Source organism: Pseudomonas sp. MCal1 (assembly GCF_026341415.1).
Lineage (GTDB): Bacteria > Pseudomonadota > Gammaproteobacteria > Pseudomonadales > Pseudomonadaceae > Aquipseudomonas.
In genome coordinates, this window is sequence record NZ_JAKUMP010000006.1 from 135,447 (window position 1) to 159,766 (window position 24,320).

The following is a 24,320-nucleotide window of genomic DNA, read 5'->3' on the forward strand; positions in this document are numbered from 1 at the left end:
TGGGCCGACCATGCTGTTTTGGGTTTGGGTGTATATCCGTTTCTTCGGGTGTTGCGGCTGGCGGTTTCGCCCTTACGGCGAGTCCCTTTTTCAAACGCCAAAAAGGAACCAAAAGGCTTGGCCCCTGCGTTCGGCGCCTCGCTGTGGCTCGGCGTTCCTTCGTTCCGGGATTCATCCGGGGGCATCGCCTACGGTTTGCTTCGCTGCACCTCCTCTCGATGCATGCGGCTGCGCCGCACGGTCGCTGCGCTCCCACCCCCGGATAAATCCCTCCACTCAGCCTTCCGATGGGGCCGGCACGTCAAAAGCGGTACTCGAGCTAACGCTCATTGTGTTGAGTGGTTAGAAGCAGAAAGCAGAAAGCAGAAAGCAGAAAGCAGAAAGCGGACTGCTTTTGCTCTGATCGTTCCCACGCTCCGCGTGGGAATGCAGCCCGGGACGCTCCGCGTTCCATTTTCGGATGTTTGGAAATGTGGGGGGGGGGGTACCGTTTGTTGTTGCAGTGCTTTTGATCGTTCCCACGCTCCGCGTGGGAATGCAGCCCGGGACGCTCCGCGTTCCATTTTCGAATGTTTAAAGATGTGTGGGATTCACTGAACCTTCCCACAAGGTTTTCAGGTTGTCCGTCGGAAGCACGCTCTCTAGTCTTTGGCTGTCGCTGCCAATTCAGCGAACAGGTGTGGAAACCTGATTTCAAGTAGTTGCAAAGCTTCTCCCCGTAACCGTTGCCGACGTCTTCTTTCGTCTGCAAACTGCGTCGCGGCGGCTGTGCGCAGGCAGACTTCGGTCTGGCCGGTTGCCTACTTATCGGTTTTCCACCCTGCGTACAGCTGCCACCTTTTGTCGTGTGGAAACGACGAGGGATGGCTCCATAGCCAAGTAGGAGTTTTTCATGGACAAACTGATACCCGATCCACCCTACGAATCCCCCACCCCTCTCGAAGAAGCCATGCGCGCCGAAGACCTCGCCCGTAACCGCGAAGCCATCAAACGCGCCCTCGACTATTACCTTTGCCCGAAGCCCTCGAAACCACGCCCGAGCACGATGTACATGGTCACTCCCAACGTCGATACCGAAAGCCTGTTGGTCAATGCCTGCGAATCCCTGGCCTCGGCCAGTACCATCGCCAGCAATTTCGCCAACGAACTCACAGGCCCGCAGCGCAGTACGGCGCTCGGGATCCAGCAGATCATCATGCTGGCTGAGCTTGCAGTGAATCGGGCGCTGGATCGGGTTGATCCGCCAACGTGATCCGCTAGGCGAAGAGTCCCGAAAAGGAACCGGTCATGCCCTTTCGGGGGCTCTTTAAAGTCTGCGCGCGCAGGTATACTGCGCGTCTTCGCGGCTCATTCACCGGGCCGGACTTTTGCTTCCCGGAGCTTTCATGACTTCCCCAATCGACAACGCTGTGAGCGATGTCCCGGCAGAGCTGGCCGAGGCCGGCGAGACTAAACCGACCATTCCTGCCTTCAAGTTTCCGTTCAAACCAGGTGAGCTGGCCGCCGCCAAAGGCGCCAGGCAGCCGCAGTTCAAGGGCAAGGACGGTGACCGTCACGCCAGGACCCCGGGTGTGGCGCCGTCGGGCACGCGCCGTTCGATGGGCAAGCGCTGATTCATTCCCGCCTCGGCCGTCGCTGTGATTTTCGGTCACAGTGATGGCTAATTGCTCAGTTCCTGAGCCAGATCAACGTTTAACCGATGAGTGCGCTTAGAGTCAGCAGCCCTGCCGACTCTTTCCAATAAAACGAGCGCGCTTTCCATGAAGATCAATCTCCCGGTGACCGGGCGCAATGTCGATGTTGCGCCGGATGCGAACATTCTCTCGACCACCGATCTGACCAGCGCGATCACCTACGCCAACGACGATTTCATCAGGATCAGCGGTTACAGCCGCGACGAGCTGCTGGGCGCGCCGCACAATTTGCTGCGTCATCCGGACATGCCCGCGCAGGCGTTTGCCCATATGTGGCAAACGCTCAAGCGCGGGCGGTCGTGGATGGGGCTGGTGAAGAATCGTTGCAAGAACGGTGATCACTACTGGGTCAGTGCCTATGTCACGCCGGTCACGCAGAACGGCGCGGCGGTGGAGTATCAGTCGGTGCGCACGCGGCCGGACGCGCGGCAGATTGCGGCGGCGCAGCGGGCGTATGCGCAGTTGCGCGAGGGGCGGGTGGCGTGGTGGCAGCGGCTGCCGGTGTTGGGTTTGCGGGCGAAGATCATGGCGTTGACCAGTTCGGTGCTGGCGGTGGTGCTGGGGATGGAAGCCTGGCTGCGGCCTGAATCCATGGGCATCGAAGCCGTCGCGCTAGTGGCTGGCAGTGGCGCGTGTGCGCTGGGCGTGGGTTGGTTGCTGGGGCCGTTGGAGCGGCTGACCGAGCGTGCTCGGGTGATTGCTGATAACCCGTTGAGCCAGGGCATTTATACCGGGCGGCGGGATCAGTTCGGGCAGATCGAGTTTGCCTTGCAGATGCTTGAAGCACAGGTCGGCGCGGTGGTCGGGCGGATCGGTGATGCGTCGCAACGGCTGGCCGGACATGCGGCGCAACTGGTGGATCATCTGCACAGCAGTCACACCAGCACGTTGGCGCAGCAGGCGGAAACCGATCAGGTGGCGGCGGCGATTCATCAGATGGCGGCCAGTGTCGCGCAGGTGGCCAGCCATGCGCAGCAGGCCTCGGTGGCGGCGGATATGGCCGGGACGGAAACCCGTGAAGGGCATCTGCTGGTGGGCGAGAGTCGCAGTGCGGTGTTGCGGCTGGCCGAGGAGTTGGGGCGGGCCACCGAGGTGATTCATCAGCTCGAAGACCACAGCAGCGAGATTTCCGGGGTGCTGGAGGTGATTCGCAGCATCGCCGAGCAGACCAATCTGCTGGCGCTCAACGCGGCGATCGAAGCGGCCCGGGCCGGGGATGCCGGGCGTGGGTTCGCGGTGGTGGCCGACGAGGTGAGGGGGCTGGCCCAGCGCACCCAGCAGTCGACCAACGAGATTCAACGGATGATCAGCACCCTGCAAAACGGTGCGCGGGATGCGGTGCTGGTGATGCAGCAGAGCAGCGAACATGTGGATAACAGCGTCGAACAGGCGCAACGTGCGGCGCGGGCGCTGGACGGGATCAGCGGGCGGGTCGAGCAGATTACCGAGATGAGCCTGCAGATTGCCGCAGCGGTCGAAGAACAGAGCGCGGTGAGTGAGGACATCAACCGCAACATCGTCAGTATTCGCACGGCTTGCGAGCTGACAGTGGATGAGGGGCGCCAGAGCCAGCTCAATTCACAGGACGTGGCGGGGCTGGCGGGGGATTTGCGTTCGCTGGCGCGGGAGTTCTGGGGGCGGCGGCAGGGCGTTTAGGCCGCCCGCAACGAAATGAACGCGTAAGTCTGCGGCGGCTCGGACACCACTTGTGCTCCGGCCGCGCGCACTTGCCCGGCGATGTCGTCGCCGGAGACATGGAACAGCCATTCGCTGTGGCCGGCAGTCAGTGGCTGCGACGTGACCTGATCGATCACCGAGGCAAACGCGCTCATGTCCGGCAGGTATGCGGTGAACCCGTCGCCCTTGAGCGCGGTGGTGCGGATGCCGAGCAAACCGCAGATCGCATCCTTGATCCGGATGTCATCGCGATCTGCCTGACGGGAGCGCTGGATCAGTGTCAGCAGTTCCTGATCCACCAGTTCACCACCGACGATCAGGTCCGGCCCTTGCTCCCACGACTCCGGCGGGCAGTCCTTGGCGGCAGGGTTCAGCGCAATGTGCGGATTGATTTCGGCGGGATAGATGCGACACACCAACGGTCGGCGCTCGTAGATGCGGCACAGTTTGTCTTCGTCAAGATTCCGGCAGGGGCCGACGTTGTAGGCGGCAAAAGTGATTGCCACATGGGCGTCGGACATTCCGCTGCGCACCACCGCCGAACGACGTTGCGCATGTTCGCGCTGCTGTTGCGGGAGGCCCAGGCCGTTGGCGAGAAACGCCTCCACCAGCACGATCACCTGACCGCCGTCGGCCGCCCACATACGGGCTTCGGCCAGGGTCAGAGGCACATGGTGATCGGTGCAGCATTTGCCGCAGCCTACGCAGGAAAAGGTCGTATTCATTGAGCGGGCAATCTTCAATCAGGGTGTGAATCGGCGACATAAAGCCGCCGTACAGGCCCGGAGTGAAGCAAGTTGTGCGCCACTCGCTCAGGGTTTGGCAGTCGGGCGGATCGAGTCCCACTCGGTGACAAACGCGGTTTTCGACTTTTTGTTGTACAGGCACAGCTCGGTGCCTTGCTGGCCCTTCATGTGTTTTTGCGGGTACTGGCCTTGCAGCAACAGCGCGGTGTAGCCGACGCGGTCATCGAATTGCGCGGCGTTACCGACTGGTTTGGCGTTTTTCAGGCCGCTGGCCTTGGTGCAACTGGCGAGCACGGTTTTGTCGTAGGCCGCCCAGGCGTCGGGGCTGGAGGCGTGGGTCAATGGGGCGATGAGGCAAAGTACGGAGAGGGCGAGGCGTTTCATGGTTCGGGCATCCTTGGGTTCAGTCCAGGATTGGAGTATGCCTGAGCGAGGAAAGTTGTCTTGCGGCCGTCATCGCGGGCAAGCCCGCTCCCACAGGGGATTGATGACGTATTCAGATTTTGCAAGCACCCGGAAACCTGTGGGAGCTGGCTTGCCTGTGATGGCAGTCTGTCAGTCCGGCACCAGTTCCCGGCGGACCACATACATTCCAGTTCTTTCGTACAAGCTCAGCGCCCGATGGTTGCTCTCCAGCACCTTCAGGTCGACAAACCCTTCACGCCGATCCTGAAATACCTTGAACGCATGCAGCAGCAACGCCCGACCCAGTCCATGGCCCTGGGCGCGAGGATGCACCACCAGATTCTTGATGTAGGAACTGGTCCAGCATTGCGCCACGCCAATGACGCCTGCGGCATCGCTTGCAATGAAACACAGTGCCGGATCGTATTCCGGATCGTTTTCGAACTGCTGTTGCCAGACGTCCAGCGCCGGCACCCGACCACCGCCTTCGCGGTAGCCGATCAGCATCAGTTCATGCACGACGGCCGCGCGTTCGGCGCTGTAGGGGGTGAGTTTGGTACCGTTCGGCCATTCGATGGCCGGCACGTCCTGGTTCAGGTCGCGCCGCATCAGAAAACAGAACGTCTCGCTCAAGACTCAGTGGCCGTGAGCAGCGACATGCTTGGCCGCTTCGATCAGGCAGTGAGTCAGCTCGGGCGAGGAGAACTTGGTCAGCACGCCGTTGGCCCCGGCGAGGCGGGCCTTTTCGCTGTTCATCGCGCTGTCCAGCGAGGTGTGCAGCAGCACATAGAGGTGGGCGAAGTCCGGGGTTTCGCGCAGGGTGCGGGTGAAGGCGTAGCCGTCCATCTCAGACATTTCGATGTCCGAGACAATCAGGTTGATCTGCTGCGCCGTGCCTTGCAGGTCCAGCAGGCAGTCGATGGCTTCCTTGGCGCTGCGCGCGGTATGGCATTGCAGGCCGAGGTTGCGCAGGGTGTGCACCGATTGCTGCAGCGCCACCTGACTGTCGTCGACCACCAGGATTCGCGCGTTGCCCAGCACTTCGGCGTCTTCCATGCTCAGCTCGGTCGGGGCCATTTCGATCTGCGCCGGGGCGATGCCGTGGATGACTTTTTCGATGTCCAGCACCTGTACCAGCGTGCCGTCCACCGAGGTCACGCCGGTGATGTAGGCGCGCGAACCACCGGAACCGAACGGCGGCGGTTTGATGTCGGTGGTCAGGCAATGCACGATCTTGCTCACCGCCTGCACGTGCAGGCCCTGTTTCGAGCGGCTGACGTCGGTGACGATCAGGCAGCCGCCGTTCGGATCTTCCAGCGGCCGCTCGCCGATGGCGCGGCTCAGGTCGATCACCGACAGCGAAGCACCGCGCAGGGTGGCGATGCCTTTGACGTGCGGGTGCGACTCCGGCAGCTTGGTCAGCGGCGGGCAGGGGATGATTTCACTGACCTTCAGCAGGTTGATCGCCATCAGCTTGCCGCTGCGCAAGGTAAACAGCAGAAGCGAAAGTGAATCTGCGCGGGCTTTGTTGGAAGACATAAAAACCTTCTGTGGAAAAGGTGAGCGGCGATCGCACGGATCGCCAGCAGGTATCGATGCCGGGTTATCGACTTGTAACCGGCAGGCTTTAGGGATTCTGGCGCCAATCCGACGGCGGGACTTTTATTTCATCCCCAACCGCTTGGCCAGCCGCCCCAGGTTCGCCCGGTCCAGCCCCAGTTCGCGGGCGGCGCTGGCCCAGTTGTCCTGATTGCGCTCAAGCGCTGCACTGATCAACTGCCGCTGATACTGCTCGGTGGCTGCACGCAGGTCACCGCTGATCAATGGCGCAGTGGCAGTCGCTTCAGACGGCGCCGGCGAGTTATCCACAATCTCGCGCGGCAGATCGAGATCCATCGCGCTCAAGCTGAGGATCTTCGGCCGCACCTTGCAGTTACCCAGCGCCTTCAGTGCGCTGCGTCCGATCAAATGCTCCAGTTCCCGCACATTGCCCGGCCAGGTGTAGGCCAGCAGTGCTTCCTGGGCGTCGCTGTTCAGGCGCAGGCTGTTAAGGCCCATGCGCGAGCGGTTCTGCTCCAGGAAATAGCCGCTGAGCAGCAACACGTCGCGCCCCCGGTCACGCAGTGCCGGCACCCGCAACGGGTAGACGCTGAGGCGATGGTAGAAGTCGGCGCGGTAGCGGCCGCTGCGCACTTCTTCGGCCAGGTCGCGGTTGGTCGCGGCGATCAGGCGCACATCGACCTGATGCTCCTTGTCCGAACCCAGACGTTGCAACTGGCCGCTCTGCAACACCCGCAACAGCTTGGCCTGGACGGTCAGCGACAACTCGCCGACTTCATCCAGAAACAGCGTGCCGCCGTTGGCCAGTTCGAACTTGCCGCGTCGGTCGCTGGTGGCGCCGGTAAAGGCGCCGCGCACGTGGCCGAACAGTTCGCTTTCCACCAGCGTGTCCGGCAGGGCCGCGCAATTGAGGCTGATGATCGGTTTGTCGGCGCGCTTGGATGCGGCGTGGATCGCCTGGGCCACCAGCTCTTTGCCGACCCCGGTTTCGCCGGTGATCAGCACGGTCAGGTCGCTGCCACCGACCAGATTGATTTCTTCCACCAGCCGTTTATGCGCCTTGCTCTGGCCAATCATTTCGCGGTTCTGCTGGCCGCTGGCCTGGCGATAGACCTCGGCGCGCTGGTGTTCGTCCTCGGCACGAATGGCCAGGCGCTCAATGCGTTCGGCGGCATTGACCGTGGCCGAGGCGAGGCTGGCGAAGGCTTGCAGGGCGTCGAGTTCGATCGGTTCGAAACGTTCGGGATCGAGGGCGTCGAGGGTGATCAGCCCCCAGAGTTTTTCATCGACGAACAACGGGCAACCGAGGCAATCGTGAACTTCGAGGTGGTCGTCGAGGCCGTCGACCAGTCCGTCATACGGATCGGGCAGATCGCTGTCGGCGGCAAAGCGGGTGGGTCCTTCACCGGCCAGCAGCACTTCAAAACGCGGATGTTCGCTGACCTTGAAGCGGCGGCCGAGGGTATCGGTACTCAAACCGTCCACCGCCAGTGGCACCAGCCATTCACCGTCGAGACGCAGCAGGGCCGCAGCGTCGCACGGCAGCAGGGCGCGCATGGCTTCGAGCAGGCGTCGGTAGCGCTCGCCTTCGGGCAGTTCGCGGGACAGGTCGGAGACCAGGGGGAGCAGGGCGGTGAGCAATGATTTGGCGGACATGGGTTTGTAGTCAAAGAGACATGTTGTAGTCGAAGCGACTATAGAGGTGCTTGTGTCGATCTGACTACATAATTTTCAAATGCTTGATTTATATAGAAAAAATAGTTGGCACGATTACTGGAATGGATGACGCACTTTTAGAGAAAGCTCAGGAGTCACCCTTATGCTTAGCGTCCAGGATCGTGCCATCGTCAAATCCACTGTGCCTCTGCTGGAAAGCGGCGGTGAAGCGCTGATCACCCATTTCTACCGCATGATGCTCTCCGAATACCCGCAAGTCCGCCCGCTGTTCAACCAGGCCCACCAGGCCAGCGGTGACCAGCCTCGCGCCTTGGCAAACGGCGTGTTGATGTACGCCCGTCACATCGATCAGCTCGACCAGTTGGGCGATCTGGTGGCGAAGATCATCAACAAGCACGTGGCGTTGCAGATCCTGCCGGAACACTACCCGATCGTTGGCACCTGCCTGTTGCGCGCGATCTCCGAAGTGCTCGGCGAAGAAATCGCCACGCCGCAAGTGATGAGTGCCTGGGGCGCTGCCTACGGTCAGTTGGCCGAGATCCTGATCGGCGCCGAAACCGCCATTTATGACCAGAAAGAGCAAGCCGTCGGCGGCTGGCGCGGGGCGCGGGAGTTCATCGTCGCAGCCAAGGTCGAAGAGAGTGCGGAAATCACTTCGTTCTACTTCGAGCCGGCGGACAAGGGCCCGATCCTGGCAGCCGAGCCCGGTCAGTACATCGGCATGAAGCTGATGCTCGACGGCGAAGAAATCCGCCGTAACTACTCGCTGTCGGCCCTGGCCAACAAAGGTCAGTACCGCATCAGCGTCAAGCGTGAACCGGGTGGCCGAGCTTCCAATTATTTGCACGATCAGTTGCATGTCGGTTCCAGCATCCAACTGTTCCCCCCATCGGGCGAGTTCACCCTGACTGCCAGCGACAAACCGCTGGTACTGATCAGCGGCGGCGTCGGTATCACGCCGACGCTGGCGATGTTGGAAGCGGCACTGGAAACCGAGCGTCCGGTGTACTTCATCCACAGCGCCCGCAACGGCAGCGTGCATGCGTTCCGTGACTGGATCGACGGGCTCGCGGCGCGTCATCCGCAGCTCAAGCGCTTCTATTGCTACGCCGAAGATGACGGCGTGAGCCCGGCGGCGGACAAGGTCGGGTTGTTGAGCGAGGAGCAACTGGGCGAGTGGTTGCCGGCGGAGCGTGATGTGGACGCCTACTTCCTTGGGCCCAAAGGCTTCATGGGGGCGATCAAGCGTCATCTGAAGGCACTGGGCGTTCCGGAGAAGCAGAGCCGGTATGAGTTCTTCGGGCCGGCTGCTGCTCTGGAATAATCCGGAATCGAGTCGCCTTCATTCGCGAGCAAGCTCCCATACTGGAATGCAATCCGTTGTGGGAGCGAGCCTGCTCCGGGCGGCGATCCGACGATTGGCCGTTATGCGGTCTTGATTCTTAAATTCTGTTTAAAGGTTAATCGTTTCTTAACCGGTTTATCGTTTATTCCCCGATGCTGATGATAGGCGCTCGTTCGTTTACATGATCAGGATCGCCCCATGTCGCACTTCGCCTCTTCCCGTCGTTTCAGCCTGGCCACGTTGGGCCTGTCGGTTGCCTTGTTGTCCAGCCCGTTTGCCTTTGCCGAGTCCGCCTTGATCGAACCCCGGACCCTGATCGTCGATCAGAGCCTGCCCAAGGCGCAGCGTGATGCGATGGAACTGGCGGCACGGCGTTACGGCAGTTTCTGGAACACCGGCGAAGAGGCGCTGGCCACTGCGGCCCTGTCGCCGCAGTTTGTCGACAAGACTCCACCGGAAGGCCGGGTGCAGGGGCCGACCGGGCCACTGCTGGCATCGAAGTTCTTTCGCACGGCGGTGCCGGACTTGAGTTGCGAGATCGAGCAAATGATCGTCGCCGGGGATCGCGTGGTGGTGCATCTGCACTTTCGCGGGCATTTCACCGGCACGTTCAAGGCTCTCAAAGGGCAGGGCCAGCGTGTAGACTTCCGGGCTACCGATATCTATCAGATCGACAACGGTCGCATCGCGGCCAATTGGCATATCGAAGACAACATCAGCCTGATGGCGCAACTGCAAGCGCAGCCGCCGGCCAGCTGAACCATGGACATGAAAGGGAAACGCGATGAGCGAGGAAACGATTCGATTGGGACGTGAGCGGCGCTATCTGGTGTTGCTGGGCATCATCTGCCTGGCGCTGATCGGCGGCGCGCTGTACATGCAGATCGTGCTGGGCGAGGCACCGTGCCCGCTGTGCATCCTGCAGCGTTATGCGTTGCTGCTGATCGCGCTGTTCGCGTTCATCGGCGCGGCCATGCGCACCCGCCGCAGCATCACGGTGTTTGAGGTGCTGGTGGTGATTTGTGCCATCGCCGGGGCCGGTGTTGCCGGGCATCACGTGTACACCCAGTTTTATCCGGCGGTGAGTTGCGGCATCGATGTGTTGCAGCCGATCGTCGATGATTTGCCGCTGGCGAAGATCTTCCCGCTGGGCTTCCAGGTCGACGGTTTCTGTTCGACGCCGTACCCGCCGATCCTTGGCCTGTCGCTGGCGCAATGGGCACTGGTGGCCTTCGTGCTGGTGGTGATTCTGGTGCCGCTGCTGACCTCGCGTAACCGAAAAGCACTGCGCTGAATCAACTTTTCGGCGCTTGCGCCGATAAAACAAACGCCTCGATTTGCAGTGATGCGACTCGAGGCGTTTTGCATTTCAGGGTCTGTGTGAAAACACCGTGACGAACGGCAAGGAAGGGTGCGACAGGTGTGCGACATGTTGTCACACACGCCCTGTCGCAGGGCGATTCACAGGGCCGCATTGGAGTGCTGTTACAAAAAAGGATTGGTCTGTTTCAGCGTTTTTCGGTTTTTGCACGCGTGTGCCGGAACAGGCAGTTTTAACAGACTCCGACAGATGGCCAAAAGCCTTGGCATATCGGGCTTTGCGCGGATCGCGCGGTGGGAAAAAGCCCTCGGAGCTGTCTGAACTGATGCCGATAGACCTACATTTTTTGGTGTTTTTGTTGAGAATCGATTTCGATAACATGCGGAACTTTTGCAAAAACGGTGATGGATTGTTGCTCTGAGCGATAAAAATTATTTCGGGATAAGACATGGTGTATAGGGCGCTACCTATCTACAATCGCCCGCACTGAATTCCCGGCACTGTTCAGCCTTTATTAAGGAGGCGAGCAGGAAGTCGGGTGTCGAGCAGCCGAGAGGCATGCGAGACACCCAGGTGTCGGTGCCTTCCAACTTTCCGCACCAAATGGAATTGGTCTGTAACAAGGCCTTTGACCACGAATTCGAATAAGAACTGAACGCTGTCCCAGGTTTTGTCGAGCGTCTGACGCGCGACGGGCGGCCCTTATTCAATCCAAAGAAAATGCCAACCCTTGGCAGGGTGAAGTGTTGGCGATCAAAACCCAACTGCATTGCGCAAGCTGCTTTAGAGGTCGTGAGATGAGTAAAAACAGGTACCCCAGATTACTAGGCCTAGTGCCGCTGCTCGGCACGTTGTTGCTGGGAGGCTGCAACATGACCTTGCTCAATCCAACGGGCCAGGTCGGCCTGGAACAGCGCAACCTGATCATCACCGCTACGCTGCTGATGCTGTTGGTTGTTGTGCCGGTCATCGTCATGACCTTCCTGTTCGCCTGGAAGTACCGCGCCTCGAACAAGAACGCCGTCTACACCCCGAAATGGTCGCACTCGACCAAGATCGAAGTGGCAGTCTGGACCATCCCGGTCCTGATCATCATTGCCCTGGGTTACATCACCTACAAGTCGACCCACTCGCTGGATCCGTATCGTCCGATCGAATCCGACGTCAAGCCGGTGACCATCGAAGTGGTCGCGCTGGACTGGAAGTGGCTGTTCATCTACCCGGAACAAGGCATCGCCACGGTCAACAAGATCGTGTTCCCGGCGCACACCCCGGTTAACTTCCGGATCACTTCGGACGCGGTGATGAACTCGTTCTTCATCCCGGGCCTGGGCGGCCAGATCTACGCGATGGCGGGCATGACCACCAAGCTGCACCTGATCGCTGACCGCAACGCTGAAATGGACGGTATCTCCGCCAACTACAGCGGCGCTGGTTTCACCGGTATGAAATTCAAAGCGATCGCAACTTCTCAGGAAGATTTCGACGCCTGGGTAAGTGAAGTCAAAAAGGCACCTAAACAGCTTGAACCAGCTGAATACGCAGCCCTTGCCAAGCCAAGCCAGAACAATCCAGTCGAGCTCTACTCCTCGGTCACGCCGAACCTGTTCCAGACCATCGTCGACAAGTACGAAGGCATGAAACCGGGCAAGCCGCTGAAGCACGAGAAGAAAGAGAAAGAAGTGGCGGCAACGGATATGGACTCGAATTCGCATTCAGCTGCCGGGGCAGAGGAGTAAACGATGTTTGGTAAATTAAGTTGGGAAGCGATCCCTTTCCACGAGCCGATCGTGATGGTCACCATCTCGATGATCGCGCTCGGTGGTCTGGCGTTGTTCGCTGCAATCACCTACTTCAAGAAGTGGACTTACCTGTGGACCGAGTGGCTGACGTCGGTCGACCACAAGAAAATCGGCGTGATGTACATCATCGTCGCCATGGTCATGCTGCTGCGCGGCTTTGCCGACGCCATCATGATGCGTACCCAGCTGGCCATGGCCACCGAGGGTTCGCCTGGCTACCTGCCACCTGAACACTATGACCAGATCTTCACCGCTCACGGTGTGATCATGATCATCTTCATGGCGATGCCATTCTTCACCGGCCTGATGAACCTTGCAGTGCCGCTGCAGATCGGCGCGCGTGACGTTGCGTTCCCGTTCCTGAACTCCCTGAGCTTCTGGCTGCTGGTGTCCGGCGTCGTGCTGATCAACCTGTCCCTGGGCGTCGGCGAATTCGCCAAGACCGGCTGGGTTGCCTATCCACCGCTGTCGGGTCTGCAGTACAGCCCTGGCGTGGGGATGGACTACTACATCTGGGCGCTACAGCTATCGGGTCTGGGTACAACGTTAACCGGGGTTAACTTCCTGGCGACCGTGCTGAAAATGCGTACCCCGGGCATGAAGCTGATGGACATGCCGATCTTCACCTGGACCTGCACCTGGGCAAACGTTCTGATCGTGGCTTCGTTCCCGATCCTGACCGCTACCCTGGCACTGCTGACCCTTGACCGTTACATGGATTTCCACATTTTCACCAATGAACTTGGTGGCAATCCAATGATGTACGTCAACCTGTTCTGGGCGTGGGGCCACCCTGAGGTTTACATCCTGATCCTGCCGGCCTTCGGCATCTTCTCGGAAGTGATCTCGGCCTTCACCGGCAAGAAACTGTTCGGCCACCACTCGATGATCTACGCTTCGGGCGCGATCTCGGTACTGGGCTTCATGGTTTGGCTGCACCACTTCTTCACCATGGGTTCGGGTGCGAGCGTCAACGCCTTCTTCGGTCTGGCGACGATGCTGATTTCCATCCCGACGGGTGTGAAACTGTTCAACTGGCTGTTCACCATCTACCAGGGCCGTCTGCGCTTCACCAGCCAGGTTCTGTGGACTCTGGGCTTCATGGTGACCTTCGCCATCGGCGGCATGACCGGCGTACTGCTGGCCATCCCGGGTGCTGACTTCGTTCTGCACAACAGCCTGTTCGTGATCGCGCACTTCCACAACGTGATCATCGGCGGTGCGGTATTCGGCTACATCGCAGGTTTCGGCTTCTACTTCCCGAAAGCGTTCGGCTTCAAGCTGCACGAAGGCTGGGGTAAAGCAGCGTTCTGGTTCTGGATCTCGGGCTTCTTCGTCGCGTTCATGCCGCTCTATGCACTGGGCTTCATGGGCATGACCCGTCGTCTGAACGCCACCACCAACCCTGAGTGGGTACCGTACCTGTACGTTGCCATGTTCGGTGCGATCCTGATCGCCGTTGGTATCGCTTGCCAGCTGATCCAGCTGTACGTCTCGGTACGTGACCGCAACAAGCCGGAAAACATGTGCGAACACGGTGACCCGTGGAATGCCCATACCCTGGAATGGTCGACCTCGTCGCCACCTCCGTTCTACAACTTCGCTGTGCTGCCTAAGGCTGACTGCATCGACCCGTTCACCGAAGCCAAGGAAAACGGTACTGCGTACCAGACTCCGGCCAAGTACGAGCCGATCCACATGCCGAACAACACCGCCACTGGCGTGGTGATGGGCGCACTGCTGACCGTATTCGGTTTCGCGATGATCTGGCACATCTGGTGGTTGGCGATCGCCAGCCTGGCCGGCACTGTCATCTACTTCGTGATCCACGCTGCACGTGACGACCAGGGCTACATGGTTCCGGTTGAAACGATCGAGCGCATCGAAGCCGAGCAGCACAAGCGTCTGGTAGCGGCCGGGAAGATCCCTGCTTCCGCGACCCGTGTTGAAACCAAGTTGGAACAGGCTTAAACAATGTCGAACTTAGTGACCAATGCTGGACACGCCCATGGCCACGACCATGGGCACGATGACCATCACCACGACTCGGGCGAGATGACCGTATACGGTTTCTGGCTCTACCTGATGACCGACTGCATTCTGTTTGCGTCGATCTTCGCGGTATACGCGGTACTGGTAAACAACGTCGCCGGTGGCCCGTCGGGCCACGACATCTTCGAACTGCCATACGTGCTGGGCGAAACCGCTCTGCTGTTGTTCAGTTCGATCACCTACGGCTTCGCCATGCTGGCGTTGTACAAAGGCAAGAAGCAGCAGGTTCTGGGCTGGTTGTTCCTGACCTTCCTGCTCGGCGCAGGCTTTATCGCCATGGAGATCAACGAGTTCCACCTGCTGATCTCCGAGGGCTTCGGTCCTAGCCGTTCGGGCTTCCTGTCGGCGTTCTTCACCTTGGTCGGTACCCACGGTCTGCACGTATCCGCGGGTCTGATCTGGATGGGCATCATGATGTACCAGGTCAACAAGCACGGCCTGACGGCGACCAACAAGACCCGTCTGAGCTGCCTGAGCCTGTTCTGGCACTTCCTGGACGTGGTGTGGATCTGCGTATTCACCGTTGTTTACCTGATGGGGACCCTGTAATGGCTAATGCACACTCCCATGACAGCCATGATGCTGGCCACGGCAGCGTAAAGTCGTACGCCATCGGCTTCATCCTGTCGGTAATCCTGACCGTCATCCCGTTCGGCCTGGTGATGTTCCCGACCCTGCCGAAGTCGACGACGCTGGCAATCGTCCTGCTGTTCGCCGTGATCCAGGTGATCGTTCACCTGTATTACTTCCTGCACCTGGACCGCTCCGTGGCTCAGCGTAACAACGTGATCGCGTTCGTCTTTACGGCCATCGTGATCCTGCTGCTGGTCGGCCTGTCGCTGTGGATCATGTTCAGCATCCACACGTTCATGATGGCGAAGTGAGGTAGACCCGATGTCGCTCAAGCACTTTATCCAAATCACCAAACCGGGGATCATTTTCGGTAACGTGCTTTCTGTGGCAGGCGGGTTCTTCCTGGCCTCGAAAGGGCATGTGGATCTGGCGGTGTTCCTGGCCGCCATGATCGGCACTTCCCTGGTCGTGGCCTCCGGTTGCGTGTTCAACAACTGCATCGACCGCGACATCGACCTGAAGATGGAGCGCACCAAAAACCGGGTGCTGGTTCAGGGCTTGATCTCCCTGAAACTGGCCCTGGTCTATGCGACCGTCCTGGGTGTCGCCGGCGTTGCGTTGCTGTACAAGGTGGCCAACCCGTTGGCTGCCCTGTTCGCCGTGATCGGCTTCATCATCTACGTCGGCTTCTACAGCCTGTACCTCAAGCGCAAGTCGGTTCACGGCACGCTGGTGGGCAGTCTGTCGGGCGCCATGCCGCCGGTGATCGGTTACGTGGCCGTGACCAACAGCTTCGACATGGCCGCGTTGACTCTGCTGGTGATGTTCAGCCTGTGGCAGATGCCGCATTCCTACGCCATCGCGATCTTCCGCTTCAACGATTACCTGGCCGCATCGATTCCGGTGCTGCCAGTGAAGCGCGGGATCCAGGTGGCCAAGAAGCACATCCTGTTCTACATCCTGGCTTTCCTCGTGGCGACCCTGATGCTGACCTTCAGCGGCTACGCCGGCATGAGCTACCTCGCCGTCGCCGCGGCCATGGGCATGTACTGGCTGTACATGGCCTGGACCGGCTACAAGGCGGTGGATGACACGGTCTGGGCACGCAAGCTGTTCGTGTTCTCGATCTTCACCATCACCGCGTTGAGCGTCATGATGTCCCTGGACTTCAAGGTGCCGACCGAGCTGCTGCTGACGTACGCGCCGTAAGGTTCGAACGTTGTACGAGAAACCCCGTTCATCGAGAGATGAGCGGGGTTTTTTGTTGCTCGGATGCTGGAGAAACGACGTCAATTGTCGCCGACAGACCTTCTCCCAAAAGGGCGCGGTAACCAGCCATTCTCCCGAAGCGACTCGCTCGAAATCGACAGGTTGCGGTCGGTAGGCAAAAGCCCTAGATTCGGATCCAACGACATGCATCGATCAAGAGGCTGGGCGAAATGACTGAGAGGATGACCTGCGACGAGCGCTTCATTGCCCTGGCAAAAGAGCTGAATTACGACATCAATGGCGAGAACACGGTGGGCGGCAATTACGCGCCGCTGGTGCGTCATCGCGATGAGCTGTACATCAGTGGCATGGTGCCGCGCACCGAGGGCAAGATTCAGTATCCCGGCCGGGTCGGGCTGGAGCTGACGCTCAAGGATGCGCAAGCCGCCGCGAGCATCAGCGCCATGCGTTGCCTGGCGTTCATCGTCGATGCAGTCGGTTCGCTGGACAAGGTCAGGGCGTTGTTGCGGGTCACGGTGTACGTGAAGTCCACGCCGGATTTCGTTGACCTCAGCGAAGTCGCCAACGGCGCTTCGGATGTATTCAGTTATGTGTTGGGCGATGTCGGGCGTCACACTCGCACCACCGTCGGCGTTTATCAGTTGCCGAAGAATGCAGCCATCGAAGTCGACATGATTGCCGCCGTGCACCCATCGGCATAATCGCCAATCAGAGCCCAACAAAAAGCCCCGCCTGAATTTCAGAGCGGGGCTTTTTCGTCAGCGCCGGTATTACTGGGCGGCGATGCTGTAACCGTCGAACGCGGTCTGCTGTTGCAGGGCGGTGATGATGTTCTTGCGGTTGATCGCGTGCTCGGTGCCAGCGTTGTCGACGAACGTTTCGCCTTCGATTTCCGCCTCATCGCCTTCACCGACGAAGGTGAAACCGAGGAATTCCAGCGCCTCGCGATCCACGCTCAGGCGCGAACGTGGTGTGCGCATCGGCAAGGTCACGCTGATGCCGTCCTTGCTGATGCTGAATACTTCGACGTCTTTCTTGGCGCGTGCGGCTTTGCCCTTGCCGCCGCTCGGGTTGCTGATCGCTTGATGGGTCTGGTTCAGCACTTTGAGGGCCAGGCCGTAGACGATTTCCTGGAACGCCGGATCGTCCTTGAAGCTGGACAGGATGCGGCTGATCGGGAATTTGCTGCTCAGGTCTTCGAGCGCGGCGGTGTCAGCGGCCTCGGCGTCCTTCAGCGCTTTGAGCTGACCCATCAGTTCGTAAGCCTGATCGTCATCGAAGCGATCATGGGCCTGACGGATCGCGGCGCGCAACTCGCGGATCTGATCGCTCTCGCGGCTCGACTGGAACGCGTCCAGCACCATCTCGCTGATGATCTTCGCCTGTGGGATGTGTTGTGAAAGATTGATGGAGTTTTCGTATTCCGCTTTGGACGACAGAGTGACTACGGATTCAGCGGTGTTGAAATCGGACATTGAAATTTCACTACTTTTTTAACTTGAGATGAGACGAGAAAGCGCTGAAGGCTTTTTCAGGCCGACTAATTTAGGGGAGCGCGGCGGCGTTGTCACGGAGCAAGGGGCCGGCGGTGCCGATTATTTATCCTGATGTTTTCTGATGGGTAACCAGGCACCGCGAGCGCCCTGCGTTATTCATTGGCGACGGCATTTATCGGTAACCGCCGGGACGCCAGGTTACGCAGCGTCCAGTAGAGCTTCAACGAGCGGGTACCGATCAGGCCGCACATGAAACCCGCAATGCCGGCCTTGAACAGCAGCATGTCCGGCGACGCAGAACGCTCCGGATGCACGTCATGCTGATAATTGAAGTAGTAGTTTGCGAAAAAGAACATCAAATACATGATCAGGGTTTTTACCGTGCCGGGCATGATCAGCCCGGTCGCGGAGTCGTCGAGCTCTATGCCCCGCCGGGAGAACACCAGCCAGGCCGAGATTCCACCCAACATAAGCGAACCGAACCAGATGCTCAAAAACAAGACCGGGTTGATCGTCAGACTCACGCAGTACAGCGACCACGCGAGAAACGCCGGGGGTGTTATGAGCATTGAGGCGCGGCTTTCACGGCGAGGAGAAAATGCCTTGATACCGAGACAGACCACCAGCAGAAGAATCAGGTAAACCCGCAACGGGGTGTTTTGCAGAATCGTGAGCATTGCGCAGCATCCATGCTGGAGAAGGAGGAGGGTGGAGCATAGCCGGGGTCACAGTAAACGTCGGCTATTTCAGCCGCAAACGCTCCATCGCAATCACCGATGTTTCAAATCCCAGACTGGCGAAAAACGCTTCCGCGCCTTCGCGCCCGGCACGCAGGACCCAGGTGATGTCGGTGTTGTCGCCCATCACATGTTCAACCAGCGCCCGCCCGATGCCCGAGCGCCGATGTTGCCCGTCGACCACTACCATCGACAGGTAACCGTTGGACAAACCATCGGTGAGGCCTCGGGCGAAACCGACAATCTGCTGGCCGCTCAATGCCACGGCGGTGCGCTGAGAGTTCTGAACAAGCTGTGCGAAATGTTCGGCGGTGCCGGTGCGATGGCCCCAGCCGTGCCGCTCGAGAAACTGCCTTGCTGCCTCCACTTCCGTGGACATGAGATCGCGTACTGAAATGTCTTCGTTCATTCGTTGATCCCTTCCCTGGTGTATTTCCAACGGTAGTCGCGTTGTTTACGGTCTGCCCCACGTCTGCATGGCGAACTCGACGAAGCGACGCAGTTTCGGCAGCCGATAGCGATCAGGCGCGTAGAGCAGATGCATCGGGCGGTTTGGCGGCTGGTATTGCGGCATCACGACAACCAGTCGGCCGTCGCGCAGATCCTGTTCCACCAGCGCGTCCGGCAACATCACGATCCCCATGCCGGTGCGCGCGGCCTGATGCAGGCCGGCGGAACTGTTGATCAGCATCGGGCCTTTGACATCGACCATGATTTCGCCGTCCGGGCCGCTGAGGCGCCACTGCTTTTCCACCGATTGCCAGTCGTCACCGGCGGGATAGGCGAAGGACAGGCAGTCGTGCTGGCGCAGTTCCTCAGGCGTGAGCGGCATGCCGCGTCGGGCCACGTATTTCGGGGAGGCGCAGACGGTCAGGGTGTAGTCGATCAGCGGGCGGGCGATCAGGTTGGACTGGTCGAAGTGCCCCAGTCGGAAGGCCACATCGAGACCACTTTCCAGGAGATCCGGACGGCGGTTGGTCAGGATCACATCGAGTTTGACCTGCGGGCATTGCAGGGAAAACTCACTGAGCGCCGGGGCCAGGCGTTCGACGCCAAAGGTCAGCGGCGCAGTAACTCGCAGGATGCCGCGCGGTTCATCGAGCGTCTGCTCGGCGAGCCGCTCGGAGTCGGCGACCAGACCGAGCACTTCCAGGCAGCGCTGGTAGTAAACGCTGCCGAACTCGGTCAGTCGCTGGCGGCGGGTGGTGCGTTGCAACAGTTGTACGCCGAGCCGTTGCTCCAGCGCCCGCAGGTGGTTGCCCACCATGGTCGTGGACATTTCGCACTGCAGCGCGGCCGCCGTCATGCTGCCGGATTCCACAACCTTGACGTACACGCTCATCGACTGGAACAAATCCATTATCAAGCCCGGCTTTTAAATGATTGAAGTTTTACCGAGTTTATCCAGTTCAGGTGGATAACCATACTGCCAGCACCTCTCACCTCGCTGGAGTTTGCCGACATGACCGCCGCCCTGATGAACACTTATCAACCGCTGGACTTGAGCTTCATCAGAGGCCTGGGCACCCGACTCTGGGATCAGGCGGGCCGCGAATACCTGGATGCGGTGGCGGGCGTGGCGGTGACCAATGTCGGCCATTCGCACCCGCGCATCGTCTCGGCGATCAGCGAGCAGGCGGGATTGCTGCTGCACACTTCCAATCTCTACAGCATCGACTGGCAACAATCGCTGGCGCAGAAGCTGACGCGGCTGGCGGGGATGGAGCGGGCGTTCTTCAACAACTCCGGTGCCGAGGCCAACGAAACCGCGCTGAAACTGGCGCGTCTGTACGGCTGGCGCAAAGGTATCGAACAGCCGCTGGTGGTGGTGATGGCCAACGCGTTTCATGGCCGTACCCTCGGCACCCTGTCCGCCAGCGATGGCCCGGCGGTGCGCCTGGGTTTCAATCACTTGCCCGGGGATTTCGTCAAAGTGCCGTTCGGCGATCTTCAAGCGCTGGAGCAAGTGCAGCGCAAGCATGGCCAGCGGATCGTGGCGATTCTGGTCGAGCCGATCCAGGGCGAAAGCGGCGTGCAACTGGCACCGCCTGGCTACCTCAAGGCCCTGCGCGAGTTGTGCAACCGCCACGCGTGGCTGCTGATGCTCGACGAAATCCAGACCGGTATCGGTCGTACCGGCCGCTGGTTCGCGTTCCAGCACGAAGGCATCGTTCCCGACGTCATGACCCTCGCCAAAGGCCTGGGTAACGGCGTGCCGATCGGCGCCTGCCTGGCACGGAGCCGGGCGGCGGATCTGTTCACCCCCGGCAGCCATGGCAGCACCTTCGGCGGCAATCCATTGGCGTGTCGGGTGGGTTGCACCGTGCTTGAGATCATCGAAGAACAAGGCCTGCTGGAAAATGCCAGGGTTCAAGGCGAGCGACTGCTGACCCGTTTGCGCGCAGAGTTGGCGGACAATCCGAATGTGCTGGCGATTCGGGGGCAAGGGTTGATGATCGGCATCGAACTCAAACAGCCGGTCCGCGACCTGACACTGATTGCCGCGCGGTATCATGGACTGCTGATCAACGTCACTCGCGGCAAGACGATCCGGCTGCTGCCGCCGCTGACGATTGATGAGCGGGAGGTGGGGATGATTGTCAGAGGGGTGGCTCGGGTGCTGGGCGAAAGCTGATTGTCCCGGTCGCGTCTGAAATGGCTGCCGTTTTTTCGGCAGCCATTTTTTTTAATCAGGGTAGTCCGACAAATCCGGCGCCAGCATTCGGGTCTTCGGTGCGCCGTTCGCGTTGTGCTGAATGATGTCGTTCGGCTGTCCCTGTTGATTGAAAAACACCTGGCCGATCCCCGCCGAATTCCACAGGCGTTCACCCGCTTCGGCGTGCTCGGGCACATAAGGCACGATGCGCATGCGGCGGCGTTTGGTCAGCCAGTTGAGCGGTGAGCGCGGCGAGTAGAGCCAGCGGTTGAGGCGGTCGAACCATTCCAGCAGGGTCGGCGGGAATTCGTTCTTGATGCCGCTGCTGGTGATCTGCCAGATGCGCGGGCCGGCCTTGCGATGTCGGATCAGGACTTCGTAGACGAAGGAATAATGCACGTCGCCTGACAGCACCACGTAACTGCCCGGTGTACGTGAGTGTCGGAAAATGTTCAGGATCACCTGGGCCGCGCCGCGATGGGCCATCCAGTTTTCCGCGTCCACCAGCAGGGGATAACCGCACCAGCTGAAGACTCGTTGCACGGTTTCGATCAGCTTCACACCGAAGATCGGTGCCGGCGAAACGATGATCGCCGAAGGGTGGTCGAGCAGTTCCTGCTGCAGTTCGCTCAGAGCTTCCCAGTCCAGCAGACCCGACGGTTGCTTGAGCGCCATTTCGCTGCGCCAGCGTCGGGTGCGGGTATCGAGTACCACCAGCGCCGGGCTGGTCGGCAATACGAAATGCCATTGCTGAAAACGCAGCAGTTCCTCGATCAATGCGTCCTGCACGGGCGCGTCGAGGTAGCGATCGTCACCGCTCGCGCTCAGGCCTCGGGTTTTCTCCAGCACTGCGCTGAATGCATCCGGATGGTTGCCCCAGCCCTGACACAGCATGTAGGCGATCAGCGCGTTGCCGATGATGCGTTTGGAGAACGGGTGGCCGTAGGCCGTTTCCTCCCATTGCGCGGACAGGTTCCAGTCGTCGGTGATGTCGTGGTCATCGAAAATCATCAGGCTCGGCAAGTGCGCCAACGCCCGGGCAACCTGGCCGAGTCCGGCCTTGAACCCGTCAATGCGGGTCTGCTCGAGGGCATAGCGCTTGAGGCGTTCAGTCGTCAGCGCTGGCGGTTGCGGGTTGACCAGTGCCCAAGGGGTTGGCGACCACACCAGCAAATACATCGCCATCACTTCGGCAAACGTCACGAGGTGATTGTCGGCGCTGCTGCTGGTGAAGATCGGCTTGCGCGCACCCCCGAAGAAACGCTCGCGCAGTGTCTCGTTACTTTCCAGTGCCGGCAGCAAATCCGCACGGTGGTAGTAACTGGCCGGGTGTTCGTAGAGCATCGCGCTGTCGCTGACCACCGCGCCTTCGAGGTGCTCACCAAACAGGCCGAGGCGCTCGATCAGGGCATGAATTGCCCGCAGCATCGGACCGGCCACGTCATCGGCGTAAACCTGATCACCACTCATCATCAACAGCGCGGGGCGCTGCTGCGGATCAGTTTCGGCGGCCAGCAACCGGTCAACGCAGAGCAGACCGTCGGCGGCCGGGTGATGCGGCTTGCGGCAGGAACCGTGGAGCAACTGGTCGATGCGCGAGCGCAGGACGAAGTTCGGGCCGCTGGCGTTGTCGTAGAGCAGGTGTGGCGCCCAGTCGGCGATGGGCTGCTGGCCATCGATCAACAGGTCGTAGTCGATGCGGGTGTCGCAGGGCAGGGCCGTTTCCAGCGCAACGTCGATCAGGTGAACAAACGCCCCGGTGCCCACAGGAATGACCGTGCATTTCCCGGCATCCAGTGGAATGTCTCCTACGCCTTGCAGGCGCAAGGTCAGCGACAGCTCGCGGCTGCCGACCAGCCAAAGCACCAGGCGCGTCGGTTCCAGTCGGCGCAGCAGTGGCCCGGCCAGAACAGCAGGCAACGGGCTCAGGTCATCAGGTGTCGCAGGCATTGGGGAAAAAGCTCAAGGCGCACAGGCCGGCGATGATAGCGCAGCCGGCGCCTTGAACCCTTAAACCAGGCTTAAGAGCCGGCTTTTTCCAGCTTCAGCGCCAGCAGGCGCCATTCGGCAGGTGTCGCGTCGACGCTTGGCCGTTCCTGTACGGAGCAGTCGAAGCGGTAGGTCACGTCGTCGCCATTCATGTTCCGTGCGGTGACGGTGTTGCTGAACGAGTAAACCTGATCCTTGAAGCGCTGTGGCGTGAGGCTTTTGCTGTCGGCAAACCGGGCAGAGGCGGGGAAGCGCAAGGTGCTGGTCACAAACGGGCTGCACATCACATACGCGAGCATTGATTTGTCGCCCTGGGCGTCGGCGCGCGATTTTTTGCTCAGCGCCGTCAGGGCCTTGCGCCCCTGATCGTCACTCTGGTCGATCACGGTTTGCACCGACATCGTCTTCGGGGCGCGACTGGCGTAGTTCGGCAGCAATGCGGAATCCGCTGGAGAAGGCTTGTTGTCCGGCTCGATAGCGGCAAACACCGGCGCGTCTTTCAGCACAGCAGGGCTTGCGACCGCCTCGGCTTCCGGCAGCAACGAGGTCGGCTCGGCTTCCTGCTGTGCCACGACGTTTTCAGTCTGCGCAGTTTCGTAGCGATGCGCCGACGGGAACAGCGAAAACGTGATCGCCAGCACCACCATCGAAACAATGAAACCGCCCGCTACACCGACCAGGTTGGCGTAAAACAAATGCCAGCTGCCGCGGTTTTTCACCACCCAGCGCCACATCAAACCCCAGGCCGCGACAAATGCCAGAAAACGCAGAAACTCCATTCGATCCTTTCCTTAAACCTGCAAAAACCTGAAAACAGTGCGTCGCGCAGAATGAGTCCCGACGATGGGGCGGCAAGATACCAAAATGGAAGTCTGACGCCACGAAGACATTTACATGCCGTTTTTGGGTGAATTGATGATTGCAAACAATATGATCGCCGCCAAGCACGCCCCCATGCCGCATGCGGCGCCTTGAAGCTGACGCATGGCGGGGTGTTCAGCCTGCGAGCGACGGGCAACCAGCATCCAGACACCCACCAGCGTGGCAACCGTTGCCATTATTTCCAGCAATATGCCCATGACGCCGTAAATCGGCGGTCGGGTTGATCCGAACAGGCCGATACAGAGCTCGCTGACCGTCACAGCCACCACCATGCCGCTGGCTGCGCCCAGCACATTGGCGAGAAGCAGATTCCACGCGCCGCGTTGCCGGACAACCCACACCCACATGCCGGCCCAAGCCATTAAGGCAATCACACCATCCATCGAATTCATCCTTTTGAATCAGTCGCGTTGCATGCGTTTGATAAGCCTGGCGACAGTGGACGGCACGATAGCAAAATAGTAGCTTCGCGCCACTC

26 protein-coding genes and 1 pseudogene are annotated in these 24,320 nt (G+C 60.1%); 14 read left to right on the forward strand and 13 right to left on the reverse strand.

Features of this window, described 5'->3' with window-relative positions; all coding sequences use genetic code 11:
* Window positions 1–892: 892 nt before the first annotated feature.
* The 4 genes and pseudogenes from MKZ87_RS12065 to MKZ87_RS12075 all read left to right on the forward strand — a co-directional run bounded on the left by MKZ87_RS12065 (window position 893) and on the right by MKZ87_RS12075 (window position 3,350).
* On the forward strand, window positions 893–1,252 hold the full coding sequence (locus MKZ87_RS12065; protein WP_085700822.1) for a DUF6124 family protein: 360 nt from the start codon (window positions 893–895) through the stop codon (window positions 1,250–1,252).
* 133 nt (window positions 1,253–1,385) lie between these two features.
* Window positions 1,386–1,613, forward strand: a complete 228-nt coding sequence (locus MKZ87_RS12070; protein WP_085701776.1) for a hypothetical protein — start codon at window positions 1,386–1,388, stop codon at window positions 1,611–1,613.
* 147 nt (window positions 1,614–1,760) lie between these two features.
* Window positions 1,761–2,042, forward strand: a pseudogene (locus MKZ87_RS29015) (PAS domain-containing protein); the annotation flags it as partial.
* A gap of 243 nt (window positions 2,043–2,285) precedes the next feature.
* Window positions 2,286–3,350, forward strand: a complete 1,065-nt coding sequence (locus MKZ87_RS12075; protein ID WP_371918953.1) for a methyl-accepting chemotaxis protein — start codon at window positions 2,286–2,288, stop codon at window positions 3,348–3,350.
* Here MKZ87_RS12075 and MKZ87_RS12080 read toward each other — a convergent pair.
* The 5 genes from MKZ87_RS12080 to norR form a co-directional block, all read right to left on the reverse strand.
* Window positions 3,347–4,096, reverse strand: a complete 750-nt coding sequence (locus MKZ87_RS12080) for a YkgJ family cysteine cluster protein (protein ID WP_085701774.1) — start codon at window positions 4,094–4,096, stop codon at window positions 3,347–3,349. The genes MKZ87_RS12075 and MKZ87_RS12080 overlap by 4 nt on opposite strands.
* An 87-nt stretch (window positions 4,097–4,183) precedes the next feature.
* Window positions 4,184–4,501 (reverse strand): hypothetical protein, encoded by a 318-nt coding sequence (locus MKZ87_RS12085; protein WP_085701773.1) that lies wholly within the window; start codon window positions 4,499–4,501, stop codon window positions 4,184–4,186.
* 171 nt (window positions 4,502–4,672) lie between these two features.
* Entirely contained in the window at window positions 4,673–5,131 is a 459-nt protein-coding gene (locus tag MKZ87_RS12090; RefSeq protein ID WP_085701772.1) for a GNAT family N-acetyltransferase, read from the reverse strand.
* A 27-nt stretch (window positions 5,132–5,158) separates the two neighbouring features.
* Complete coding sequence (locus MKZ87_RS12095) at window positions 5,159–6,061, reverse strand: chemotaxis protein CheV (protein WP_085700816.1); 903 nt, start codon at window positions 6,059–6,061, stop codon at window positions 5,159–5,161.
* A gap of 123 nt (window positions 6,062–6,184) precedes the next feature.
* On the reverse strand, window positions 6,185–7,738 hold the full coding sequence (norR, locus tag MKZ87_RS12100; RefSeq protein ID WP_085700815.1) for a nitric oxide reductase transcriptional regulator NorR: 1,554 nt from the start codon (window positions 7,736–7,738) through the stop codon (window positions 6,185–6,187).
* 163 nt (window positions 7,739–7,901) lie between these two features.
* On the opposite strand from norR, the gene hmpA reads away from it, so the two are divergent.
* From hmpA to MKZ87_RS12115, 3 genes are all read left to right on the forward strand, one after another.
* Window positions 7,902–9,083: an NO-inducible flavohemoprotein gene (gene hmpA, locus MKZ87_RS12105; RefSeq protein ID WP_085701771.1), complete on the forward strand. Its 1,182-nt coding sequence runs from the start codon at window positions 7,902–7,904 to the stop codon at window positions 9,081–9,083.
* A 219-nt stretch (window positions 9,084–9,302) separates the two neighbouring features.
* Entirely contained in the window at window positions 9,303–9,863 is a 561-nt protein-coding gene (locus MKZ87_RS12110) for an ester cyclase (protein ID WP_085701770.1), read from the forward strand.
* A 25-nt stretch (window positions 9,864–9,888) separates the two neighbouring features.
* Complete coding sequence (locus MKZ87_RS12115; protein ID WP_007956723.1) at window positions 9,889–10,398, forward strand: disulfide bond formation protein B; 510 nt, start codon at window positions 9,889–9,891, stop codon at window positions 10,396–10,398.
* A gap of 141 nt (window positions 10,399–10,539) precedes the next feature.
* Here the strand turns inward: MKZ87_RS12115 and MKZ87_RS12120 are convergent, their stop codons facing one another.
* Window positions 10,540–10,875 (reverse strand): hypothetical protein, encoded by a 336-nt coding sequence (locus tag MKZ87_RS12120; RefSeq protein WP_139834795.1) that lies wholly within the window; start codon window positions 10,873–10,875, stop codon window positions 10,540–10,542.
* A gap of 347 nt (window positions 10,876–11,222) precedes the next feature.
* Here MKZ87_RS12120 and cyoA point away from each other — a divergent pair, with 347 nt between their 5' ends.
* From cyoA to MKZ87_RS12150, 6 genes are all read left to right on the forward strand, one after another.
* The gene (gene cyoA, locus MKZ87_RS12125; RefSeq protein WP_085606895.1) at window positions 11,223–12,164 is read left to right on the forward strand and encodes a ubiquinol oxidase subunit II; all 942 of its coding nucleotides are present in this window, start codon (window positions 11,223–11,225) and stop codon (window positions 12,162–12,164) included.
* 3 nt (window positions 12,165–12,167) lie between these two features.
* The gene (gene cyoB, locus MKZ87_RS12130) at window positions 12,168–14,198 is read left to right on the forward strand and encodes a cytochrome o ubiquinol oxidase subunit I (RefSeq protein WP_085701769.1); all 2,031 of its coding nucleotides are present in this window, start codon (window positions 12,168–12,170) and stop codon (window positions 14,196–14,198) included.
* A gap of 3 nt (window positions 14,199–14,201) precedes the next feature.
* A complete protein-coding gene (locus MKZ87_RS12135) occupies window positions 14,202–14,828 on the forward strand; it encodes a cytochrome o ubiquinol oxidase subunit III (protein ID WP_065261340.1) in 627 nt (208 codons plus the stop codon).
* Entirely contained in the window at window positions 14,828–15,163 is a 336-nt protein-coding gene (cyoD, locus tag MKZ87_RS12140; RefSeq protein ID WP_065261339.1) for a cytochrome o ubiquinol oxidase subunit IV, read from the forward strand. Before MKZ87_RS12135 ends, cyoD begins: the two co-directional genes overlap by 1 nt.
* A gap of 10 nt (window positions 15,164–15,173) precedes the next feature.
* The gene (gene cyoE / locus MKZ87_RS12145; RefSeq protein ID WP_039765651.1) at window positions 15,174–16,061 is read left to right on the forward strand and encodes a heme o synthase; all 888 of its coding nucleotides are present in this window, start codon (window positions 15,174–15,176) and stop codon (window positions 16,059–16,061) included.
* Between the two features lie 230 nt (window positions 16,062–16,291).
* The gene (locus MKZ87_RS12150; protein WP_085699892.1) at window positions 16,292–16,783 is read left to right on the forward strand and encodes a RidA family protein; all 492 of its coding nucleotides are present in this window, start codon (window positions 16,292–16,294) and stop codon (window positions 16,781–16,783) included.
* 69 nt (window positions 16,784–16,852) lie between these two features.
* Here MKZ87_RS12150 and MKZ87_RS12155 read toward each other — a convergent pair whose 3' ends face one another.
* The 4 genes from MKZ87_RS12155 to MKZ87_RS12170 form a co-directional block, all read right to left on the reverse strand.
* The gene (locus MKZ87_RS12155; protein ID WP_085701768.1) at window positions 16,853–17,557 is read right to left on the reverse strand and encodes a hypothetical protein; all 705 of its coding nucleotides are present in this window, start codon (window positions 17,555–17,557) and stop codon (window positions 16,853–16,855) included.
* 173 nt (window positions 17,558–17,730) lie between these two features.
* A complete protein-coding gene (locus MKZ87_RS12160) occupies window positions 17,731–18,255 on the reverse strand; it encodes a hypothetical protein (RefSeq protein WP_085701767.1) in 525 nt (174 codons plus the stop codon).
* Window positions 18,256–18,319: 64 nt separating this feature from the next.
* On the reverse strand, window positions 18,320–18,724 hold the full coding sequence (locus MKZ87_RS12165) for a GNAT family N-acetyltransferase (protein ID WP_085701766.1): 405 nt from the start codon (window positions 18,722–18,724) through the stop codon (window positions 18,320–18,322).
* A gap of 45 nt (window positions 18,725–18,769) precedes the next feature.
* Window positions 18,770–19,675 (reverse strand): LysR family transcriptional regulator, encoded by a 906-nt coding sequence (locus MKZ87_RS12170; protein ID WP_085701765.1) that lies wholly within the window; start codon window positions 19,673–19,675, stop codon window positions 18,770–18,772.
* Window positions 19,676–19,777: 102 nt separating this feature from the next.
* Between MKZ87_RS12170 and MKZ87_RS12175 the strand changes: the two genes are divergently transcribed.
* Window positions 19,778–20,950, forward strand: coding sequence for an aspartate aminotransferase family protein (locus MKZ87_RS12175; RefSeq protein ID WP_266200970.1), 1,173 nt, complete (start codon window positions 19,778–19,780; stop codon window positions 20,948–20,950).
* 51 nt (window positions 20,951–21,001) lie between these two features.
* Here MKZ87_RS12175 and MKZ87_RS12180 read toward each other — a convergent pair whose 3' ends face one another.
* From MKZ87_RS12180 to MKZ87_RS12190, 3 genes are all read right to left on the reverse strand, one after another.
* Entirely contained in the window at window positions 21,002–22,921 is a 1,920-nt protein-coding gene (locus MKZ87_RS12180; RefSeq protein ID WP_085701763.1) for an alkaline phosphatase D family protein, read from the reverse strand.
* Window positions 22,922–22,992: 71 nt separating this feature from the next.
* On the reverse strand, window positions 22,993–23,739 hold the full coding sequence (locus MKZ87_RS12185; RefSeq protein ID WP_085701762.1) for a hypothetical protein: 747 nt from the start codon (window positions 23,737–23,739) through the stop codon (window positions 22,993–22,995).
* A gap of 111 nt (window positions 23,740–23,850) precedes the next feature.
* Window positions 23,851–24,225: a hypothetical protein gene (locus tag MKZ87_RS12190; RefSeq protein ID WP_085699875.1), complete on the reverse strand. Its 375-nt coding sequence runs from the start codon at window positions 24,223–24,225 to the stop codon at window positions 23,851–23,853.
* Between the last annotated feature and the right edge of the window lie 95 nt (window positions 24,226–24,320).

What these genes read in the sequence shown, in the direction of transcription:
- MKZ87_RS12065 (WP_085700822.1), top strand. Translation starts at nt 893, where the DNA reads ATGGACAAACTGATACCCGATCCACCCTACGAATCCCCCACCCCTCTC.
- MKZ87_RS12070 (WP_085701776.1), top strand. Translation starts at nt 1,386, where the DNA reads ATGACTTCCCCAATCGACAACGCTGTGAGCGATGTCCCGGCAGAGCTG.
- MKZ87_RS12075 (WP_371918953.1), top strand. Translation starts at nt 2,286, where the DNA reads ATGGGCATCGAAGCCGTCGCGCTAGTGGCTGGCAGTGGCGCGTGTGCG.
- MKZ87_RS12080 (WP_085701774.1), bottom strand. Translation starts at nt 4,096, where the DNA reads ATGAATACGACCTTTTCCTGCGTAGGCTGCGGCAAATGCTGCACCGAT.
- MKZ87_RS12085 (WP_085701773.1), bottom strand. Translation starts at nt 4,501, where the DNA reads ATGAAACGCCTCGCCCTCTCCGTACTTTGCCTCATCGCCCCATTGACC.
- MKZ87_RS12090 (WP_085701772.1), bottom strand. Translation starts at nt 5,131, where the DNA reads ATGCGGCGCGACCTGAACCAGGACGTGCCGGCCATCGAATGGCCGAAC.
- MKZ87_RS12095 (WP_085700816.1), bottom strand. Translation starts at nt 6,061, where the DNA reads ATGTCTTCCAACAAAGCCCGCGCAGATTCACTTTCGCTTCTGCTGTTT.
- norR (WP_085700815.1), bottom strand. Translation starts at nt 7,738, where the DNA reads ATGTCCGCCAAATCATTGCTCACCGCCCTGCTCCCCCTGGTCTCCGAC.
- hmpA (WP_085701771.1), top strand. Translation starts at nt 7,902, where the DNA reads ATGCTTAGCGTCCAGGATCGTGCCATCGTCAAATCCACTGTGCCTCTG.
- MKZ87_RS12110 (WP_085701770.1), top strand. Translation starts at nt 9,303, where the DNA reads ATGTCGCACTTCGCCTCTTCCCGTCGTTTCAGCCTGGCCACGTTGGGC.
- MKZ87_RS12115 (WP_007956723.1), top strand. Translation starts at nt 9,889, where the DNA reads ATGAGCGAGGAAACGATTCGATTGGGACGTGAGCGGCGCTATCTGGTG.
- MKZ87_RS12120 (WP_139834795.1), bottom strand. Translation starts at nt 10,875, where the DNA reads ATGTCTTATCCCGAAATAATTTTTATCGCTCAGAGCAACAATCCATCA.
- cyoA (WP_085606895.1), top strand. Translation starts at nt 11,223, where the DNA reads ATGAGTAAAAACAGGTACCCCAGATTACTAGGCCTAGTGCCGCTGCTC.
- cyoB (WP_085701769.1), top strand. Translation starts at nt 12,168, where the DNA reads ATGTTTGGTAAATTAAGTTGGGAAGCGATCCCTTTCCACGAGCCGATC.
- MKZ87_RS12135 (WP_065261340.1), top strand. Translation starts at nt 14,202, where the DNA reads ATGTCGAACTTAGTGACCAATGCTGGACACGCCCATGGCCACGACCAT.
- cyoD (WP_065261339.1), top strand. Translation starts at nt 14,828, where the DNA reads ATGGCTAATGCACACTCCCATGACAGCCATGATGCTGGCCACGGCAGC.
- cyoE (WP_039765651.1), top strand. Translation starts at nt 15,174, where the DNA reads ATGTCGCTCAAGCACTTTATCCAAATCACCAAACCGGGGATCATTTTC.
- MKZ87_RS12150 (WP_085699892.1), top strand. Translation starts at nt 16,292, where the DNA reads ATGACTGAGAGGATGACCTGCGACGAGCGCTTCATTGCCCTGGCAAAA.
- MKZ87_RS12155 (WP_085701768.1), bottom strand. Translation starts at nt 17,557, where the DNA reads ATGTCCGATTTCAACACCGCTGAATCCGTAGTCACTCTGTCGTCCAAA.
- MKZ87_RS12160 (WP_085701767.1), bottom strand. Translation starts at nt 18,255, where the DNA reads ATGCTCACGATTCTGCAAAACACCCCGTTGCGGGTTTACCTGATTCTT.
- MKZ87_RS12165 (WP_085701766.1), bottom strand. Translation starts at nt 18,724, where the DNA reads ATGAACGAAGACATTTCAGTACGCGATCTCATGTCCACGGAAGTGGAG.
- MKZ87_RS12170 (WP_085701765.1), bottom strand. Translation starts at nt 19,675, where the DNA reads ATGGATTTGTTCCAGTCGATGAGCGTGTACGTCAAGGTTGTGGAATCC.
- MKZ87_RS12175 (WP_266200970.1), top strand. Translation starts at nt 19,778, where the DNA reads ATGACCGCCGCCCTGATGAACACTTATCAACCGCTGGACTTGAGCTTC.
- MKZ87_RS12180 (WP_085701763.1), bottom strand. Translation starts at nt 22,921, where the DNA reads ATGCCTGCGACACCTGATGACCTGAGCCCGTTGCCTGCTGTTCTGGCC.
- MKZ87_RS12185 (WP_085701762.1), bottom strand. Translation starts at nt 23,739, where the DNA reads ATGGAGTTTCTGCGTTTTCTGGCATTTGTCGCGGCCTGGGGTTTGATG.
- MKZ87_RS12190 (WP_085699875.1), bottom strand. Translation starts at nt 24,225, where the DNA reads ATGGATGGTGTGATTGCCTTAATGGCTTGGGCCGGCATGTGGGTGTGG.